The organism is Streptomyces sp. S.PNR 29 (genome assembly GCF_030386795.1).
Taxonomy (GTDB): domain Bacteria; phylum Actinomycetota; class Actinomycetes; order Streptomycetales; family Streptomycetaceae; genus Streptomyces.
Genome location: NZ_JANUQM010000002.1, coordinates 342433 through 361966, shown reverse-complemented (window position 1 = coordinate 361966; position 19534 = coordinate 342433). Strand labels below are relative to the sequence as shown.

Genomic DNA, 19534 nt, shown 5'->3' with positions numbered 1-19534 from the left:
TCGCCCCCCGAAACCCGCGCGGTCAACCGTGGTGGCCGCCACTGTTGTGACTGCCACCGGGATTCATGTGAGCGGAGCCCTCCTCCATGGTCCCGCCGAGCGTGCCGCGCAGCGCCGTGACCGTCTTCTCCTCGCCGACGGCGACCCACTTGCGGCCCACGAGGTAGTAACCGCCGTAGTCCTTGGCCCCGTTCAGCCACTCGCGCTGGCCGCGGTCGGTGGCGAAGGTGGCGAGGACGTACTTCTCCTTGCCCTTCTTGCAGATGGCCTGGCGGATGGTGTCGGCGTCGGTCTGGATGTTCGGCTTGCACTTGGCCTCGGCGGCCAGGTGCTCCAGACTGCCGGTCGCCGTCTCCGGTACGGCCGCCTTGCCGTCTCCGCCGGACCCGCAGCCCGCCAGCGCCAGTACCGTCACCGCGCCGGTCAGCGCGAGCATCGGTCGGGTCAACCTCATCTGTTCCTCCGGTCCCTTCCGGCGACATGCCGCACGGAGCCCCGGCGAGGGGCTCTCCTCTTCGATACGGCTCCGGAGCAGCGAGCGCTCAAAATACCGGTGCCGCCGTCAGTCCGCCTGTGCGAAGGTGACCCGGTGAACCAGGACTGGGAAGATCGCGTGGCCGCCGCCTGGGCCACCTTCGACAGCTACGGCGAACAGGACGCGGCGGACTTCCGCGCGGTGATCGACGCGCTCGTCGCCGAGTTGCCGGACGACAGCCCGCTCGGCCCGTTCGAGCAGGCCTGCGCCTGGGACTCGACCGGCCACTCGGACCGGGCGGTCCCGCTGTACCGGGAGGCGCTGGCCCGAGGCCTCACCGGATACAAGGCCCGCCGGGCCAAGATCCAGATGTCCAGCTCGCTGAGGAACATCGGGCAACCGGAGGAGGGCGTCAAGCTGCTGACGCCCGAACTGGACGCGCCCTCCGACGAGCTGGACGACGCCGTCCGTGCGACGCTCGCCCTCTGCCTGTCCGGTCTGGGCCGCGACCGTGAGGGCCTGTCGCTGGTGCTCGGTGCGCTCGCCCGCCATCTGCCGCGCTACCAGCGGTCGATGGCGAACTACGCGCGGCTCCTCGTTGCGCCGGACGGATGAGCGCCGAGTCGTGACGCCGCACGGTCGGTGACCATCCCCCCATTCGCTCGTTCTGCTGAACGTGCAGTCAAACGTGCAGTCACCGTCACAGGATGCAGCTCCACAGCCCGCACCGTCCGCCACCGACCCGGTCGTCGACGTCGAGCAGGCCGAGGCCGCGCTCGTCGAGCACTACCCACGGCTGGTCCGGCTCGCCTACCTGGTACTCCCGCCGGGCCTGGGCCGCAACCGCCGTGTCCTGACCGCGCACTCCCTCACCCAGCGCGCACTGCCCCGGGGCCGGACGCCGTCGACCGTGATCCCGGCCCAGTCGACCGGCCGCGAGGGCGACGCGGGCTACGCCTTCGTCCGCCTCCGGGTGGTGCGCGCGGCGCTGGAGGCCGGCCTGCCGCTCAGGCGCCGGGCGTGGCCCAAGCGGTCCCAGCTGCCGCCGCTGCTGCCCCAGGTGTGGGGTCTCAGGCTCTTCCCGCGTTCCGGCGGCGCCGACGAACTCGCCCTGGACCAGCAGCTGTCCGCCCTGTCCGGCGCGGGCCGGGCGGCCTACGTGCTGCGCGGCCTGGAGAAGCTCCAGGACGGCGACGCACGCGAGGTACTCACGGCCGCGGGCGTCGCCGACGTGGACGCCGCGCTGAAGGAGGCCGACGGCGTCCCCGCCCGGTACGCACTGCTCGACTCCCCCGAGTTCGACCCCTGCTCGCTGCAGGCCCGGCCCACCGACCTGGTGCGGCGCAGGCAGCGCGGGAAGGCCGCGCTGGCCGCCGGGGCGGCCGTCGTGGTGTGCGGGGCGCTGCTCGCCCTGCCCGGGGACGGCTGGGGCCCCGACGGCGCCGCCGCCCCGCCGTACGCGCAGAACCCGGCGGCCCGGGACGCCCTCGATCCGGGCAAGCTGACCAGGGTCTCCCCCGCCGCGTGGAAGACCTCCGCCCGCACCGACTTCTCCGTGTGGCCGGCCCGCGGCGGCCTCACCGGCGACAAGGCGCTGCTGCGCCGTGCGCTGGCCGTCTGGGCCCGCCCCGGCAAGACCGTGCGGGTCTCGGCGACGCCGGGCACCCCGTCCGGCGGCCCGGCCGGCCCCCCGCAGCTGTTGTACGCCGGGACCGTCGACGCCGCGCGCGTGGTGATCCTCCACGACGGTCTGCGCATCGCCCGGTACGCCGAGCCGAAGGACGGCACGGGAGGCGCGGCCCTCGACTTCGCTCGGGTCGACGGTGCCCGCCGGGCCGAGGCGACGGCGGTGGTCCTGGGCCGGGCCGACGGCAACGTCCGGTATCTGACGGCGCCCTGGGTGACGAAGGTGGCCGAGCGGGACCTGCTGAAGCCGGGGTCCGGCGCGATGGAGCTCCCCCTGACCGACGGCGTGACCGCGCCGCTGGCCAGCCCCGCCCAGCGGTCCGGCGCGTGCACGTCGTGGAACGTGCTGCAGCTGACCGACGGTTCCGGCAAGCGGCTGATGACCGACCTCGGCGAGCTGGTCCCCGCCCGCCTCACCACCGGGCGGCCCGGCTCGGCCGGCGAGGTGGACGGCTCGCAGGACTTGCGCACCTGGGCGCCGTTCGCCTGCTCCCTCAGCGCCGTGCGCGGGCAGGGCGTGCGGTCGGTGAACGCCTGGCGGTACGCCGAGCAGCCGCTGCCCGACGCGAGCGGGTCGGCGTCGTGGGTGTGCACGCGCGCCGAGACCTGGCGCGGCGGCGGCACCCGCGCGCTGGCGCAGTTCCACACGCCGGGCGTGCGGTACGGCGCGGTCGTGGCGAAGGCCGAGGACGCGCCGGCGTGCGGCGAGCGTGACCCGCATGTGCTGGCCGGGGTGCTGTGGAGGTCGGAGGCGGGGCGCTGGTACCTGCTGGCCGCCGGCAGCCGCGGGACGTCGTCGGTCAGCGCGACGGGCGGGGTGCGGGCGAGCGCGCCGGGCCACCTGCTGGCCGTACCGGCACGGCGAGGGGCTCGGGCGGAGCTGAAGGGCACCCTGCCCGATGGCCGAACCATCAGTGGGCTCCGATGAGTTCGCCGTCTACGGTCTGACCGACTGAGCTGGACTGTGCCGGTTCAGGTGAACACCGTGATCAAATCGGTCCGTTCGAGGCTGGAATCGATCGGTAAGGTGTTCGCATGACTACCGGGGTACGCCGCAGAATGGGAGTCGAGGAGCGGCGGCAGCAGTTGATCGGCGTCGCCCTCGAACTGTTCAGCCGCCGCTCGCCCGACGAGGTCTCCATCGACGAGATAGCGTCGGCCGCGGGCATTTCGCGCCCGTTGGTCTACCACTACTTCCCCGGCAAACTCAGCCTGTACGAGGCCGCGTTGCAGCGTGCCTCGGACGATCTGGCGGCCCGGTTCGTCGAGCCGCGCGAGGGTCCCCTGGGAGCCCGGCTGCTGCGGGTGATGGGCCGGTACTTCGACTTCGTGGACGAACACGGCCCCGGTTTCTACGCCCTCATGCGCGGCGGCCCGGCCGTCGGCTCCTCCACCACCAACGCGCTCATCGACTCCGTACGGCAGGCCGCGTATGTCCAGATCCTTTCGCATCTGGACGTGATGGATCCGCCCGCGCGACTGGAACTGGTCATCCGTTCCTGGATCTCGCTCGCCGAGTCGACGGCGCTGCTCTGGCTGGACGGCCGGCGCATCCCGCGTGCGGAGCTGGAGACCCAGCTCGTGCACGACTTCGCGGCCCTCACCGCCGTCAGCGCCGCCCACGACGAGGAGATGGGCACCCTGCTGCGCCGCATCCTCAAGGACGAGCCGGCCGACGGCCCGTTCGGCGACCTGCTCGGCCGGCTCATGACCCTGGCGTCCTAAGGACCCCTAACGGTCGAACTTCTGGTACGACGGATCCAGGTCCCGTACCTCGGCCGAGGCGTGCAGGGCGAGCCCCTCCGCGGGCTTCACGTGCTGCCGCAGCAGTTCCAGGACCGCCCCGGTGAGCCGGGACTTGGTCTCGTCGGTGCGGCCGGCGAGCAGGCCGATGTGGACGTGCACGACGGCGTGTCCCTCGGTGTCCGGGCCGACCGTCGTGTCCTCGGTCCGGCGGAACTGCGTCTTGCACGCCGGCGGCTTGGCGGCCGCGATGTCGACCACTGCGGCGTGCAGAGCCTTCGCGAACCCCGGCCGGTCGAAGCCGTCCGCGAGCCGCTCGGAGTAGTCGACGGTGATCTGCGGCATGAGCACTCCTGTTCTACGGCAACGGGGATCACCTTAGTTCGCGGAAGACCGCGACCGTACGGGCCGGGACGGCGAACGTGCCGGTTCCCACCTCGTACGACGACGCCTTGACCACCGGGTCCGCGCCCTCCGCCTGCACCGGATGCAGCCGGTAGCCGTGCCCGGCGAGCCCGGCGACCCGCTGCTCCTGCCGCTTGGGCGTCGCGTTGAACACCACGACGAGGTCGCCGAGCCGCATGGTGATCACGCCGGGTGTCTCGTCCTTCCCGGACAGCGGGAAGGAGAGCCGCGACTGCACCTGCTCGGCCGTGGCGAGGGAGAAGGCCCCCTCGCTCGTACGGATCCGCAGCAGGTCCCGGTACGCGGCCGAGGCTCCCTCGATCTGCGCGCAGCCGACCCTGACCGTGCTCAACAGGGGCTTGACGTAAGGCCACTTGGACGCGTTGTCCGCCGCCATCGGCAGTCCCCGGCCGAAGCCGTTGCCGTCGGCGCACCGCCAGTGCACGGCGTTGAACCAGTCGCCGCTGTCGTAGGAGTTGCGGTCCAGGGACTTGGAACGCAGCAGGTCGGTGCCGGCCTGGGACAGGGACGGGCCCTGCGAGAGGGTGGCCGTGGCCATGGCGAGGACCTGCATACGGGCCCGGTCGGACGCGCTCACCGAAGCGGGCAGCTTGTAGGCGAGCGCGTCGAACAGCGACTCGTTGTCGTGCGCGTCGGCGTAGGCGAGGGCGTCGCCCGGTGCCCGCGCGTAACCGGCGGGGGCGCTGTTGTAGTCGACCTCGGCGCCGGTGACCTCCCTGCCGTCGGTGCCGGTGAAGCGGTAGCCGGCGAGGTTGCCGGACAGACCCACCTTGATCAGGTCCTGGTAGTGCAACAGGCGGGCCTTCTGTTCGGCCGGAGTGCCGTTGTTCTCGGAAGAGTTGGGTTCGGTGTACAGCCCGGACGCGAAGCCCTGGACACCGGGGTCCTCGTCGAAGGGGCCGCCGCCGCGGACGGCGTCACGGGCGCGGTCGGAGAAGGTCGCGATGCCGGTGCCGGCCATGTTCTTCTGCGTGGCCTGCACGAACCGGGCGTCGTCGGCGACCTCGCCGAAGTTCCAGCCCTCGCCGTACAGGATGACCTTCTTGCCGTCGACGCCGTCCTTCTCGGGCGTGAGCGCGTCCAGGGCCTTCCTGACGGCGAGGATGTTGGCCTTCGGGTGGTGGCCCATGAGGTCGAAGCGGAAGCCGTCGACCTTGTACTCCCTGGCCCAGGTGACGACCGAGTCGACGACCAGCTTGCCCATCATGGCGTTCTCGGTGGCGGTGTTCGCGCAGCAGGTGCTGTTCGCGACCGAGCCGTCGGCGAGAAGCCGCTGGTAGTAGCCGGGCACGACCCGGTCGAGGACGCTGGTGGGAGCCTGCCCACTGGCCGCGGTGTGGTTGTAGACGACGTCCATGACGACCCTCAGGCCGTCCTCGTTCAGCGCCTTGACCATCTCGCGGAACTCGACGGTACGGGCGGTGCCGTCCGGGTCGGTGGCGTACGAGCCCTCGGGGACCGTGTAGTGGTACGGGTCGTAGCCCCAGTTGTAGGCGTCCTTCGCGGCGACCTTCGCCACGCACTCCTGCTGCTTGTCGGAGTCGGCGGGGTAGGCGGCGAGGTCGCAGTCGACGGTCGCCTGGTCGGCCTTCTTCTCGGGGATGGTGGCGATGTCGAAGGCGGGCAGGAGGTGGATGTACGAGGTGCCCGCCTCGGCCAGCTCGCGCAGGTGCCTGGAGCCGTCGCTGTCCCTGTCGGTGAAGGCGAGGTAGGTCCCGGGGTGCTTCGCCGTCCGGTCCTCGACGGAGAAGTCCCGGATGTGCAGCTCCTGGATCTGGGCGTCCCGCAGCGGCACGGCGTCGGGCTTGTCCAGGGTCGCCCAGCCGTTCGGCGCGAGGGACCTGTCGTCGAGGTCGGCCACCAGGCTGCGCTCGGAGTCGGCGGTCAGGGCGACCGAGTACGGGTCGGTGACCTTGTTGGTGACGATCTTCCGGACGCCGGGCGCCCAGACCCGCACGACGTACCGGTAGGGCTCGCCCTTCCACGAGCCGGGCCCGGTGACGGACCAGACGCCGGTGGTGGCGTCGCGCTTCATGGCGACGGTGTCGTCACCGAGCTCCAGTGCCACCTGCTGTGCCGTCGGCGCCCACACGGCCAGCGTCACCCGGCCGTCGCGGAACACCGGCCCGAGGTGGGCCTTCGTCGCGCCGGCGTACAGGTCGTCCAGGACCCCGGCGATCTGGACGCCCGTCGCCGCGAGCACCGCGCCGTTCGTGGCCCGCTGGGAGGCGACGACCTGGCCGCGCAGGGCCTCGCGCACCCGGTCGCGGTCCCGTGGGTCGACGGACCAGGCGGTGTAGTCCTTCAGGTGCGGGAACCTGGCCTTCTGGGCGTCGGTGAGCGCGGTCTTCGTCAGGCGGAGCCAGCGCTCGTCGTCGCTGGTCAGCGCGCCGTTCTCGACCTCGATCGAGCCGCCCCGCGAGTACAGCAGCTGGGTGGAGGCGGCCGCGTCGGAGCCGTTCCAGGCGACGGTGTCCCGGTCGATCCAGATCGCCTTGGAGGTGGTCAGGTCGAGGGCGGCCGCCGAGCCCGCGGGCTGCGGCAGCAGGTACTTCTCCCGGCCGCTCAACAGCCACACCTCGTGGCCGTTCGCCCTGAGGTCGAGGGACTGGTCGGCGGGCAGGTCCTTCTCGTCGCCCTTGTGGATGATGTAGCTGAGGCTGGTGGCACCGTCGGTGAGCGGTACCTCGAAGACCGCGCCATAGGAATCAGTCTTCACCGGCTCCAGGGGGTTCGACCAGTCGGTGGGGTGTGCGGCGCCGGCCCAGACGTGCAGGCCCCAGCCGTCGTAGTTCCCGTCGGCGCGGTGGTAGTGCAGGACGGCTTTCGTCCTGTCCTGGTCCGGGTACTCGGGCCGTTCGGTCCGTACGTCCTCCTTGCCCTGCTCGATCCAGACCTCGCCGGTCCTGGTGACGTCGATCGTGCGGTCGACGGCGACGTCCTTGTCGCCCTGCTTGTCGATGACCAGGAAGCCGACGTTCGAGGCGCCGGGCTTCAGTTTGACGTGGGCGAAGGCACCGTAGGCGTCCCGGCCGGTGAAGGGGTGGCTGTCCGGCCAGTTCGTCGACTCGCCGTCGGCGAGGTCGCCCCAGGCGTACAGGCCCCAGTCGTCGTAGTCGCCGTCGGTGCGCTTGTAGTGGACGATCGCGTAGTCGCGGGAGGAGGCGGTGGGCGGCTGGTCGGCGGGCGGGGTGCCGGTGGTGGAGGCGGCCGTGGCACTCGCGGTGCGTCCCGCCGAGTCGATCACGACGGCCTTGTAGCGCAGGGCGGTCCCGGCCGGTACGTCTTTGCCGATGGTCTGCGTGACCTTGTAGGGGGCGTGGTCGGCGGAGCCGAGGGTCCGCCACGGGCCGTTGCCGACCTGGGCGGCGAAGACGACCCGGTTCAGCCGGCCGCCGTCGGTGTCGGCGCTCAGCTCGACGGTGCCGGTGGCGCCGGTGGCCGGGGCGCCGAGGGTGATCGTCGGCTTGGTCACGGGTGCGGCGAGCCTGCCGGCCGCCTTCAGCACGATCGCCTTACCCGCCGGGACGGTGACGGTGATCTCCCTGTCGGCGTCGGTCCTGACGGTGTCGCGCGTGCCGTGGATCCCCCGGAACGTCATCCGGGCCGAGCCGGTCGGGAAGGTCGCCGTCCTCGCCTCGCCGGCGTTGTTGAAGGCGACGACGTACTCGGTGCCGGTCCTGACGTCCGTACGGGAGAAGGCGTAGACGCCGGGGCCGTCGGCCGCGTAGCGCTCGGTCTGGACCCCGTCGGTGAGGGCCGGGTTGGCCTTGCGGAGCGACGCGAGGGCGCTGATCTGCCGGTAGAGCGGGGCCGAGGTGTCGTAGGCGTCCCGGGCGTGGGTGCGGTCGGTGCCGAGCTGGTCGTCGTCCAGGTAGTCGGCCGTGCGGGAGGCGAACATCGGCTGGCGGGCGTCCTTGTCGCCGCCGGAGCCGGTGAAGCCCTGCTCGTCGCCGTAGTAGACGACGGGGTTGCCGCGGCTGAGGAACATCAGCTCGTTGGCGAGCCGGTCCTTGCGCAGCAGCTCGGCGTCGGTCGCCCCGGGATCGTCCTGCTTCAGGAAGGAGCCGATGCGGCCCATGTCGTGGTTGCCGAGGAAGGTGACCTGCTCGTACGCGTTGGCCTTGTCGGTCGTGTACTTGTAGTCGTCGCCGAAGACCGACGCCAGCTTCCTCGCGCTGCCGCCCTGGGAGGCGTAGCTGCGTGCCGCCTCCTGGAAGGGGAAGTCGAGCGTGGCGTCGAGGCGGCCCTGGGTGACGTACGGGGAGGTGATGGACGTGTCGGCGGAGTACACCTCTCCGAACATGAAGAAGTCCTCGCGCCCGTGCCTGGCCGCGTAGGCGTCGAGGGCCGTGGCCCACTGGGTCCAGAACTCCATGCCGACGTGCTTCACGGTGTCGATCCGGAAGCCGTCGATGTCGAAGTCCCGCACCCAGCGCTGGTAGATCCTCTCCATGCCCCGTACGACCTCGGGGCGCTCGGTCCACAGGTCGTCCAGGCCGGAGAAGTCGCCGTACGTCGTCGACTCGCCCGCGTACGTCGAGTCGCCGCGGTTGTGGTACATCGTCGGGTCGTTGAGCCACGACGGGACCTTGGTGTTCCGGGTGACCTTCGGGGTGCGCGGGAAGGAGTCGGCGCCGACCCGGGGGAACTTCCTGCTCCCGTCCGCGTAGTCGGCGTCGTCGAAGGGCTCGCCGTTCTCGGTGAGGTACGGGAAGGCGCCCTTGGAGAGGTAGTCGTACGACTTCTCCTCGTAGTCGACGACGTCCGCGGTGTGGTTGGTGATGACGTCGAAGAAGACCTTCATGCCCTTGGCGTGGGCCTTGTCGATGAGGGTTTCCAGGTCCTCGTTGGTGCCGAAATGCGGGTCGACCCGGGTGAAGTCGGTGATCCAGTAGCCGTGGTAGCCGGCGGAGGCGTTGCTGCCGGTGCCCTGCACGGGCTGGTTCTTGAAGATGGGCGCCATCCAGATCGCGGTGGTGCCCAGGCCCTTGATGTAGTCGAGCTTCCTGGTCAGGCCCTTGAGGTCGCCGCCCTGGTAGAAGCCCTTGTCGGTGGGGTCGTAGCCGGTGGCGAGGCGGGAGCCGGTCAGCCCGCCCCTGTCGTTGCTCGCGTCACCGTTGGCGAAACGATCCGGCAGGACGAAGTAGAACTGCTCGCGGGTGGCGTCGTGCCGGGCGGGCTCGGCGGCGAGCCTCGCGTCGGACGGGGGCGCGGGCGGGGTGTCGGCCCTGGCGGCGAGGGGCTGGACGAGTGCCGCGGCGAGCGCGGCCACGGTGACCGCGGCGACTCGGCCGGCATGGGCGGTACGGCGCCTGGACGGCACCGGCCATCTCGGTATCACGGACGTGGACTCCTTGCGATGACGGCTCAGTTGGGTCCGACCCCGCGCGACCGTATCGCCGCCGAAACACTTACAGCAAGAGCACTGAAACCATCGGCAAGAACTTTCACGGCGACGGAGGACGCCCCGGCGTACGGGTTTCAGCAGGTGGAGTTGGTCCGGGTCAGCAAACCCAGGCGCCAGGGCAGGGTGTTCCGTTTCGTCACCCGCATGACGCCTCCTATCGCTTGATGGTGTAGGTGACCAGCGACCGGGCCGGGACCGTCGCGGTCAACGAGCCACCGCTGACCGCGATGGGCGCTTGCCGGGCGGTGCTGTTCGATCCGTTGGTCAGATACGGGGTCGCCGTCCCGGTGGTGAACCCGGTGTTCCGCAGACTGAACGACACCGGCGTCGCGCTGGTGGACGCGTTGAGCGCCACCACCGTCAGGGACCCGTCGGTGTTGTGGTACGCCGACAGCTTCAGGGCGGCGTCGGACGTGGTGGCGCCGATGCGGGTGGATCCGGGGCGGATGAAGCGGCTGTAGTTGGCGATCGCCCACAGCCGCTTGGAGACCCGGTAGTTGTCGCCGTCCAGCTGGATCAGTCCGCGGGTGGCGCCGACCGAGGCCCCGTACCAGTAGATGTAGCCGTTGGTGTTGCCCTTGGTGAGGGCGTCGTGGACGGCGGAGGCGACGGTGAAGCCGTCGTAGCCGCTGCCGTCGTCCCAGTTCTCGTTCCAGGTCGTGCCGTTCGGCGACCACTCCGACATCCAGGTCCGCCTGCCGGTCGGCAGGGGCCCGTCGACGGGGCTGGCGTAGGTGTGGCCGGCGTGGGTGGCGACGAGGTTCCGGGCCGTCGGGTCGGCCTCGATGGCGCTGGTGTAGTTCTTCTGCTGGTTCCAGCCGAAGGAGTCACAGCAGACCACCTTGTGCCCGGCCGCGTTCGCCACGGGACCGAAGACCTTGGTGAACTCCACCGCCTGGGCGGGCGTGAGCCGCATGGAGTCGTAGGTGGCCGTGTAGTCCGGCTCGTTGACGAACCCGAGGTCGGTGATCCGGATGCCCTCCTGGGCGTAGAACCTCGCCCACTGGACCAGGTAGTCGGCGTACGCCCTGCGCCAGTCGCCGCTCGCGCAGCCGGCACCCGCGAGGCCGCACAGCGTGCCGCCGTTCGCGCTGCTGCCGTTGGTCTTCATGTAGCCGGGCGCGCTCCACGCGTCGCCGTAGAAGCGGTTCACGCCGTACGCCTTGGCCTGCTGGGCGAGCCAGACCTGGCCGTTGTCGTCGCGGTCCCACACGTACCTGGGGGTCGCGTTCGGACCGCCGGGGTCGGTCGGCTGAATGCCCGAGTCGATGCCCAGCCGCAGGATGCTCATCCCGGCGCCGGTGCTGCGGCTGAGCAGCAGATCCAGCACCTCGCGCTGCTTCTGGGCGGACAGGCCCTGTGAACCGCGCATGATGTCGGCCCGCCAGTGCTCGGAGAACCCGAAGCCGTCGATCGGCTGGAGCCTGGTCGACGCGTTGATCGTGGCCGAGGTGGCCGCCCACGCGTCCGACTGGCTGCCGACGGTGACACCGGCGGCCATGGTCAGCAAGGCCAGGGACGTCACCGTCCACCTTCTGAGTCTGCGCAGCATGTACCGTCCCCTCGCGGGAGGCTCATGGGAGCGCTCCCCTACTCATACGGTCGCCCCTCGGTGGACCCGAGGGGCGATCGTTCGACATCGTGAACAGCGTTCAGGGAGGTGCCAGCGGGAACGTAGGGCAGCGTTCCGCGCCCGTCAATCCCCCACGCATCACCTCCGGTGCGCTCAGCAGTCCGGCTTGCCGGCGTGGATCGCCAGCGCCGTGTTCGAGCCGAGGGTCGCCGTGAACCGGCCCGAGCCGTTCACGGTCACCGTGGTGTTGTTCTGCACGTTGCAGTACGTCCCCGCGGGCAGCGACGTCTGGTAGGTGCGGGTCAGCGGGCCCGGCTCGTGGTTGATGGCGACGTAGCCCTTGCCGCCCCGCCCGAAGGCGATCGCGTCGCCCCCGTTGTCCCACCAGTCGGTGACCGGCTCGCCGCGCGTGGCGTTGCGGAAGGCGACCATGCGGATGATCTCCGGCCAGGCGTGCTGGCACTTCCAGCCGTCCTGCCAGCAGGCGTTCACCTGCCCCCCGCGCGGCGGTCCGGCGTCCGCGTCGGACCACTCGTAGCCGGAGTTGACGTCCGGGGCGCCGTACGGCCAGGCCAGCATGAAGACGTTGGCCAGCGTGTAGGTGGCGTTGTCCTTGTAGCTGAGGGTGCTCCCGTTGCGCTCGGTGTCGTGGTTGTCGACGAAGACTCCGGCGACGGAGTTGCTCAGGTAGCCCCAGCCCTCGCCGTAGTTCTTCAGGTAGGCGAGGTTCTCGTTGTGGAAGACGCGCTTGAGATCGTAGGCGTACCGGAACTCCTGCACATCCCCGTTGCCGGTGTACTCGGCGGGCTGGACGGCCTCTCCGCTGCCCTGGATGACCTCCTGCTTCCAGTAGGCGTTCGGGTCGGTCAGGCGGGACTTGATGTTCGCGAGGTCGGCCGTGTCGATGTGCTTGGCGGCGTCGATGCGGAAGCCGTCGACGCCGAGCGAGAGCAGGTCGTTCAGGTAACCGGCGACGGTCCGGCGGACGTACTCCTCGCCGGTGTCGAGGTCGGCGAGGCCGACCAGTTCGCAGTGCTGGACGTTCCAGCGGTCGGCGTAGTTCGTGATCGGGCTCGTACAGTCGTCGAAGTCGTAGGACGAGTACAGCCCGGGGTAGGCGTACTTCGTGTACGACGAGCCGCCGGTGCCGGTGCCCCTGCCCGCCGACATGTGGTTGACGACCGTGTCGACGACGACCTTCACGCCGGCCGCGTGGCAGGCGTTCACCATGTTCCGGAAGGCCGTACGGTCGCCGAGCCGCCCCGCGATCCTGTAACTGACCGGCTGGTACGACGTCCACCACTGCGCGCCCTGTATGTGCTCCGCGGGTGGGGAGACCTGGACGTAGCCGTAGCCTGCGCGGCCGAGGGTGGTGGTGCACTCGCGGGCGACGGAGGCGAAGTTCCACTCGAAGAGGACGGCGGTGACGTCCTTGGTTCCGGGCGGGGAAGCCTGCACGGCAGTCGGGGTCATGACAAGAGCGGCGGCCGCGAGGGCGAGGGTGCCGGAGAGGAATCTGCGTGCCATGTGGGGGTTCCTTCGTCGTTGAAGGCGCTTGCTGAAACATTCAGCAAGAATTTCGTGCCGCAGATGCTAGAGGCCCGCCGCCCGAAAGGGCAGCGGGCCGTGCGAAGTTGAACGAAAAATCTTGCGGGGAGGCCCTCAGTGGCGGCGGCCGGCCCTCAGGCGGTCGTCCACCACACCGTGGTGTCGGCCGGCACCTTCGCCTCGCCGTCCGCCTCGGTCACGTCACCGCTGGCGAGCAGTACCCGGCCGTAGGCGGGAAGCGCCACCGACTCGCCGGTGGTGTTGGCGACACAGACGAACTCCCCGCGCCGGAAGGCGAGGACGCCCTCGGGCGCCCGCAGCCACTGCACACCGTCGCCGGCGCCCAGGTCGGGCTGTGAGCGGCGGACGGCGAGCGCGCAGCGGTACAGCTCCAGGGTCGAGCCGGGCACGCCGGTCTGCGCCTCGACGCTCAGCTCGCCCCAGCCCTCGGGCTGCGGCAGCCAGCTGCCGCCGCTGCCGAAGCCGTACGACGATCCGGTGCGCGTCCAGGGGATCGGCACCCGGCAGCCGTCACGGAAACCGTCCTGGCCGGCGCCACGGAAGTACGCCGGGTCCTGGCGCACCTCGTCCGGCAGGTCGACGACGTCCGGGAGGCCGAGCTCCTCGCCCTGGTAGATGTAGGCGGATCCGGGCAGCGCCAGCATCAGCAGCGTCGCCGCCCTCGCCCGCTTCAGCCCCAGTTCCCGGTCACCGGCGAGGCGGATCTGGGTGCCGAGGCCGGGCGGGTTGGCGAAGCGGGTGGCGTGCCGGGTGACGTCGTGGTTGGACAGGACCCAGGTGGAGGGGGCGCCGACCGGGCGCATGGCCTCCAGGGTGCGGTCGATGACCTCACGCAGTTCCTCGGCGTCCCAGTGGGTGCTCAGGTACTGGAAGTTGAAGGCCTGGTGCAGCTCGTCGGGGCGGACGTAGTGGGCGGTGCGCTCGATGGTGGGAGTCCAGGCCTCCGCCACGAAGATGCGCTCCCCGGCGTACTCGTCGAGGATGCGACGCCACTGCCGGTAGATCTCGTGCACACCGTCCTGATCGAAGAACGGCATGACATCGTTGCCCAGCAGCTTCACCTGATCGTGAGATCCAAGGTCAGGAAGGCCCTCCGCCTTCACCAGGCCGTGCGCGACATCGATGCGGAAGCCGTCGACGCCCATGTCGAGCCAGAAGCGCAGGATCGAGCGGAACTCGTCGCCGACGGCCGGGTGCTCCCAGTTGAAGTCGGGCTGCTCGGGGGCGAAGAGGTGCAGGTACCACTCGCCGTCCGGCACCCTCGTCCAGGCGGGCCCGCCGAAGATCGACTCCCAGTCGTTGGGCGGCAGCTCACCGTTGTCTCCCCTGCCCGGACGGAAGTAGTAGCGCTCCCGCAGCGGCGAACCCGGCCCCTCCGCCACCGCTCGTCTGAACCATTCGTGCTGGTCGGAGGAGTGGTTGGGGACCAGGTCGACGATGATCCTGAGTCCCAGCCGGTGGGCGTCGCGGATCAGCGCGTCGGCGTCCAGGAGGGTGCCGAACATGGGGTCGACGGCCCGGTAGTCGGCGACGTCGTACCCGGCGTCGGCCTGCGGCGAGGCGTAGAAGGGGCTGAGCCACACCGCGTCCACGCCGAGGTCGCGCAGGTACGGCAGGCGGGAGCGTACGCCCTCCAGGTCGCCCATGCCGTCGCCGTTGCTGTCGGCGAAGCTGCGCGGATAGACCTGGTAGATCACCGCGTCCCGCCACCAGTCGCGGCGCTTGGCGACGGCGGCCGGGGCTGAGGGTCCCCCCTGCTCGAAGAGCTTGGGGGAGGGTGCCGGGGCGGCGGAGTGCTGGCTCATGGCGTCCTTGGTACGTGACGGATGCTGGTCATGGGGCATGGGTGTCGGTCCGGGCGTGGTGACGAGGCGGCCGCGGTGCAGCGGGGTCGGAGGGCACCGCGGCCGCCACCCGCGCGGCGAGGCGCGCGGGAGTCCGGGGCCGGGGCGTCAGCCCTTGGTGCCGCCCGCGGTGAGGCCGGTCACCAGGTTCTTCTGCACGAGGTAGAAGAACGCGGACGCGGGAATCGCGACCAGCACGGCGGTGGCGGCCATGAGGTTGCGCTGCGCGTCGTGCTCGCTGATGAAGCTCTGCAGGCCGACGGCGAAGGAGTACTTCGTGTCGTCCAGCATGAACGTCGTGGCGAAGGCGACCTCACCGAACGCGGTGATGAAGTTGTAGAAGGCGGCGACTGCCAGCCCGGGTTTGGCCAGCGGCAGGATCAGCCGTGCGAACGTGCCGAAGGGGGTCAGCCCGTCGACGCGTCCCGCCTCGTCGATCTCGAACGGGATGGTGTCGAAGTAGCCCTTGAGCAGCCAGGCGCTGTACGGCACCGCGGTCGAGCAGTAGACGAGGATGAGCCCAAGGTAACTGTCGATGAGCTGTAGATCCGACAGAATCTGGTACATGGGCACGATCAGTACGGCAATAGGGAACATCTGGGTGACCAAAAGCACCCACATGAGCTTCCTGTAACCCGGAAAGCGCATCCGGGAGACCGCGTAGCCGGTGGTGGCCGCCGCCAGGACCCCGATGAGCGTGGCGCCGAGCGAGACGATCAGCGTGCTCTTCAGCCAGTCGAAGAAGGGCGTGTGCAGCAGGACGAACGTGTAGTTGTCGAAGGACATCTTCCCCCAGATGCGCCCGGGGTGCAGATAGTCGTCCTTGTCCGGGCCGAGGGAGAGGAAGGCCAGCCAGCCGATCGGGAAGAGCGCGGCGAGACTCGCGGCGATCAGGACGCCGTGGGAGGCCAGGGAGGCGAGGAGACCGCGCTCGTCGCGGCGGCGCGCCCTGCGCGGCGACGCGGCGGACGGGTCCTGCCCGGTCACCGCGGCGGAGGTCTCGACAGTGGGCGTACTCATGGGAACTCCTGCCTCAGATCGCGAGCTGCTGCTCATTGCGGTTCAGCCAGCGGCGGTAGAAGGAGGTGAAGACGATCAGGATGCCCAGCAGGAGGATGCCGTAGGCCGCGGACTGCGCGTAGTCGCGTGGCTGCTGTCCGAAGCCCAGGCGGTAGGCCCAGGTGACGAGGATCTGGGCCTCGTCGGCGGTGTTGCCGAACAGCAGGAAGATCACGGCGAACTGGTTGAAGGTCCAGATGACGCCGAGCAGGACGACGGTGGAGCTGACGGAGCTCAGGCCCGGCAGGGTGACGTACCGGAACCGCTGCCAGGCGTTCGCGCCGTCCATCTCGGCGGCCTCGTACAGGCTGGTGTCGATGGACTGCAGGCCGCCGAGCAGCGAGACCATCATGAACGGCACCCCGCACCAGGTGTTGACCATGATCGCGGCGAACCGCTGCCAGAAGGTGTCCTCCAGCCACAGCGGCGCCGGCAGGTGCAGGGCTTCGAGCCCGGAGTTGATGATGCCGCCGTCGGCGAGCATGAAGCGCCAGCCGAACACGGTGACGAAGGTCGGCACCGCCCACGGCAGGATCAGGATCAGCCGGTACAGGGTCCGGCCGCGCAGCTTCTGGTTGAGCAGCAGCGCGAGGCCCAGACCGATGCCGTAGTGCAGGGCGACGCACAGCGCCGTCCAGACGATCGTCCAGAGGACGTGTGACCAGAAGCGGTCGTAGGCGGTCGGGCCCCACAGGATGTCGGCGTAGTTGTCGAAGCCGATGAACCGGTACGTGGCGTCGATGTGGTTGACGCCGATGGTGCGTGCGGTGTTGAGGCTGTCGGCGTCGGTGAGGGTGAGGTAGAAGCCGTACACCAGCGGATACACCACGAGGACGCCGAGCACGACGACCACGGGCGCGATCATGGCGTAGGCGTACCAGTACTTCCGGTAGCCGTGCTGGAGACGTTGGACCGGCCCGGGGCGTGGAGCGCGGCCACCGCGGCGCTTGCCGGTCGCGCGATCGATGGCGACTGTCATGGTTCGACAACCTTTTCGAAGGTCTGCGGAGCGGGAAGATCGAGAAGATCAAGGAGTGCGGCGCACGGGCCGGTGGCCGCCGCATCCCTCCCCCGAGGGGAACGCGGCGGCCACCCGGGGCTCACTTGCTGAAGTCCGGCACCAGCTTGGCGATCGCGAGCTCGGCATTGCTCAGCCCCTTGTCCAGGGACTCCTTGCCGCCGGCGACCTTGAGCAGTTCGTCGTCGAGCGGGCCCCACAGGGAGCTGTACTCGGGCAGCGCCGGGCGCGGCTGGGCGGCGGCGAGGACGCCCTGGTAGCCGGCGATGCCCGGGTCGGCCTTGACCTCGGCGGTGTAGGCGTCGTCACGCGTGGGCAGCGTGGAGTTCTTCAGGGCGATGGTCTCCTGGGACTTCGCCGAGGTCATGAACTTCACGAACTTCAGCGCGGCCTTCTGGTGCGCCTCGTCGGAACCGGCGTAGACGGAGAGGTTGTGGCCGCCGGTCGGGGCGCCCGCCTTGCCGGTGGAACCGGCCGGGACGGTGGCGATGCCGAGGTTGTCCCTGTCCTTGAAGGCGGAGCCCTTGTAGAAGTTCGTGATCTCCCACGGGCCCTGGATGATCGAGGCGACCTTGCCGCTGACGAACGCCTCCTGGATGTGGGCGTAGGCGTCGGCGGTGGTGTCGGCCTTGTGCAGTCCCTTGCCGGAGAACAGGCTCAGCCAGGTGCCGTACGCCTTCTTCGCCTCGGGCGAGGTGACGGTGATCTTCTTGGCGTCGGCGTCGACGGTGTCGGTGCCCTCACCGTGGAGGAAGCTCTGCGCGTAGTAGGCCTGGGTGGAGCCCCAGTAGCCGTCGACGCCGGTCCTGTCCTTGATGGTGGCGGCGGCCTTCTTCAGGTCGTCCCAGGTCCTCGGGGCCTCGACGCCGGCCTTCTCGAAGAGCTCCTTGTTGTAGACGAGCGCGAGGGTGTCCGTGGTGAACGGCACGCCGTACGTCTTGCCCTCGTACCTGGCCTGCTCGATCAGGTTGGACTTGAACTTGCCCTCGTCGGCGAGCGCCTCGGTGTCGTCCAGCGGCAGGAAGTAGCCCTTCTTGGCGAAGGCGGGGGTCCAGCCGACCTCGGAGCGCAGCACGTCGGGGGCGCCCTTGGAGCCGGCGGCCGTGTCGAACTTGTTCTCCGCCTGGTCGAAGGGGACGTTGACGTACTTGACCTCGACGTCCTTGTTGGCGGCCTCGAACTCCTTGATCAGCGCCTTGTACGTCGGCGCCTCATTGGTGGCGTTGGAGGTGTCCCACCAGGTGATGGTGACCGGACCGCCGGCCTTGTCGCCGCTGTCGCTGCCTGAGCCGCAGGCCGTCGCCGCGAGGGCGAGGGACGCCACGAGCGCGGTGGCCGCTATGCCACGCCGCATGAGTTCTCCTTGAGGGTGAAGGCCCGTGTGGTGCTGCCGACTGCGCCGTTGGCCGCCGGGCGTCGGTGAGAGTAGCGGCGCCTGTAAGACTTGCGAAAGACCTTGCAGCAAAAAAGTGAAAGGAGGGGTGAGAGTTACCGCGCCGTGATCTCCCTTCCGGGCCCGTGAGGCCACGGAAGGCCAAGGCTTACGGCCGGTCAGTGACCCCAGGGGCGCTTGTGCAAGACTCTGCAAGCACTTGCCACAGGCTGGGGCAGCGGGGAATCATCCGTTGCGAACCGGACGCCTACCAGGACATGAGGGACCGCGATGACGCCACGGCCGCTACAGTCCAGTGCTGTGACCACACGGCTTGCCGACATCGCTGCTCAGGCGGGGGTGAGCGAAGCGACCGTCAGCCGCGTCCTCAACGGGAAGCCGGGCGTCGCCGCCACCACCCGCCAGTCCGTGCTGGCCGCCCTGGACGTGCTGGGCTACGAACGCCCGGTGCGGCTGCGGCAGCGCAGCGAGGGGCTGGTGGGCCTGATCACCCCGGAGCTGGAGAACCCGATATTCCCGGCGCTGGCCCAGGTCATCGGCCAGGCGCTGACCCGGCAGGGCTACACCCCGGTGCTGGCCACGCAGACACCGGGCGGGTCGACGGAGGACGAGCTGACGGAGATGCTCGTGGACCGCGGGGTCGCCGGGATCATCTATGTCTCCGGACTGCACGCGGACACCACCGCCGACATGACGCGCTACGACCGGCTGCGCGCCCAGGGCGTGCCGTACGTGCTGGTCGACGGCTTCTCGGCGAAGGTGCAGGCGCCGTTCATCTCCCCCGACGACCGGGCGGCGATGACACTGGCGGTCACGCACCTGGTGTCGCTGGGCCACACACGGATCGGTCTGGCCCTCGGCCCGAAGCGGTTCGTGCCCGTGCAGCGCAAGATCGAGGGCTTCGTCCGCACCATGCAGGACCAGCTGGGTCTGACCGCCCAGGCCGTGGAGTCGGAACTGGTCCAGCACTCCCTCTACACCCTGGAGGGCGGCCAGGCCGCCGCCACCGCGCTCATCGACCGCGGCTGTACGGCCGTGGTGTGCGCCAGCGACATGATGGCGCTGGGCGCGATACGGGCGGCGCGGCAGCACGGCCTGGACGTGCCGAAGGACATCTCGGTCGTCGGCTTCGACGACTCGCCGCTGATCGCCTTCACCGACCCGCCCCTGACGACGATCCGCAAGCCGGTTCCGGCCATGGGACAGGCCGCCGTGCGCACGCTCCTGGAGGAGATCGGCGGGACGCCGGCCCCCCACAGCGAGTTCGTGTTCATGCCGGAGCTGGTGGTGCGCGGCTCGACCGCTTCGGCGCCCGGGGAGCGGAACCGTTCCTGAGGC

Annotated in this window: 13 protein-coding genes; 4 read left to right on the top strand and 9 right to left on the bottom strand. The window is 70.1% G+C overall.

The window, feature by feature from the left end:
* Positions 1-22: 22 nt before the first annotated feature.
* Positions 23-454: a hypothetical protein gene (locus NW895_RS06310; protein ID WP_289934310.1), complete on the bottom strand. Its 432-nt coding sequence runs from the start codon at positions 452-454 to the stop codon at positions 23-25.
* A gap of 135 nt (positions 455-589) precedes the next feature.
* Here NW895_RS06310 and NW895_RS06305 point away from each other — a divergent pair, with 135 nt between their 5' ends.
* From NW895_RS06305 to NW895_RS06295, 3 genes are all read left to right on the top strand, one after another.
* Positions 590-1090: a tetratricopeptide repeat protein gene (locus tag NW895_RS06305; RefSeq protein ID WP_289934309.1), complete on the top strand. Its 501-nt coding sequence runs from the start codon at positions 590-592 to the stop codon at positions 1088-1090.
* A gap of 73 nt (positions 1091-1163) precedes the next feature.
* The gene (locus tag NW895_RS06300) at positions 1164-3089 is read left to right on the top strand and encodes a hypothetical protein (protein ID WP_289934308.1); all 1926 of its coding nucleotides are present in this window, start codon (positions 1164-1166) and stop codon (positions 3087-3089) included.
* Positions 3090-3220: 131 nt separating this feature from the next.
* Positions 3221-3886 carry a TetR/AcrR family transcriptional regulator gene (locus NW895_RS06295; RefSeq protein WP_289934810.1) on the top strand — a complete coding sequence of 222 codons (666 nt, stop codon included), beginning with the start codon at positions 3221-3223 and terminating at the stop codon, positions 3884-3886.
* A gap of 6 nt (positions 3887-3892) precedes the next feature.
* Here the strand turns inward: NW895_RS06295 and NW895_RS06290 are convergent, their stop codons facing one another.
* From NW895_RS06290 to NW895_RS06255, 8 genes are all read right to left on the bottom strand, one after another.
* The gene (locus NW895_RS06290; protein WP_289934307.1) at positions 3893-4249 is read right to left on the bottom strand and encodes a 5-carboxymethyl-2-hydroxymuconate Delta-isomerase; all 357 of its coding nucleotides are present in this window, start codon (positions 4247-4249) and stop codon (positions 3893-3895) included.
* 28 nt (positions 4250-4277) lie between these two features.
* Complete coding sequence (gene pulA, locus NW895_RS06285) at positions 4278-9674, bottom strand: pullulanase-type alpha-1,6-glucosidase (RefSeq protein ID WP_289934306.1); 5397 nt, start codon at positions 9672-9674, stop codon at positions 4278-4280.
* A 220-nt stretch (positions 9675-9894) separates the two neighbouring features.
* A complete protein-coding gene (locus NW895_RS06280; protein WP_289934305.1) occupies positions 9895-11265 on the bottom strand; it encodes a glycoside hydrolase family 30 beta sandwich domain-containing protein in 1371 nt (456 codons plus the stop codon).
* Positions 11266-11466: 201 nt separating this feature from the next.
* A complete protein-coding gene (locus tag NW895_RS06275; protein WP_289934304.1) occupies positions 11467-12840 on the bottom strand; it encodes an alpha-amylase family protein in 1374 nt (457 codons plus the stop codon).
* 155 nt (positions 12841-12995) lie between these two features.
* Positions 12996-14687 (bottom strand): glycoside hydrolase family 13 protein, encoded by a 1692-nt coding sequence (locus tag NW895_RS06270; protein ID WP_289934303.1) that lies wholly within the window; start codon positions 14685-14687, stop codon positions 12996-12998.
* A 147-nt stretch (positions 14688-14834) separates the two neighbouring features.
* On the bottom strand, positions 14835-15746 hold the full coding sequence (locus tag NW895_RS06265) for an ABC transporter permease subunit (RefSeq protein WP_289934302.1): 912 nt from the start codon (positions 15744-15746) through the stop codon (positions 14835-14837).
* Between the two features lie 13 nt (positions 15747-15759).
* Positions 15760-16764, bottom strand: coding sequence for a sugar ABC transporter permease (locus tag NW895_RS06260; RefSeq protein ID WP_289934301.1), 1005 nt, complete (start codon positions 16762-16764; stop codon positions 15760-15762).
* 121 nt (positions 16765-16885) lie between these two features.
* A complete protein-coding gene (locus NW895_RS06255) occupies positions 16886-18157 on the bottom strand; it encodes an extracellular solute-binding protein (RefSeq protein WP_289934300.1) in 1272 nt (423 codons plus the stop codon).
* A gap of 339 nt (positions 18158-18496) precedes the next feature.
* On the opposite strand from NW895_RS06255, the gene NW895_RS06250 reads away from it, so the two are divergent.
* A complete protein-coding gene (locus NW895_RS06250) occupies positions 18497-19531 on the top strand; it encodes a LacI family DNA-binding transcriptional regulator (protein WP_289934299.1) in 1035 nt (344 codons plus the stop codon).
* Positions 19532-19534: the final 3 nt, after the last annotated feature.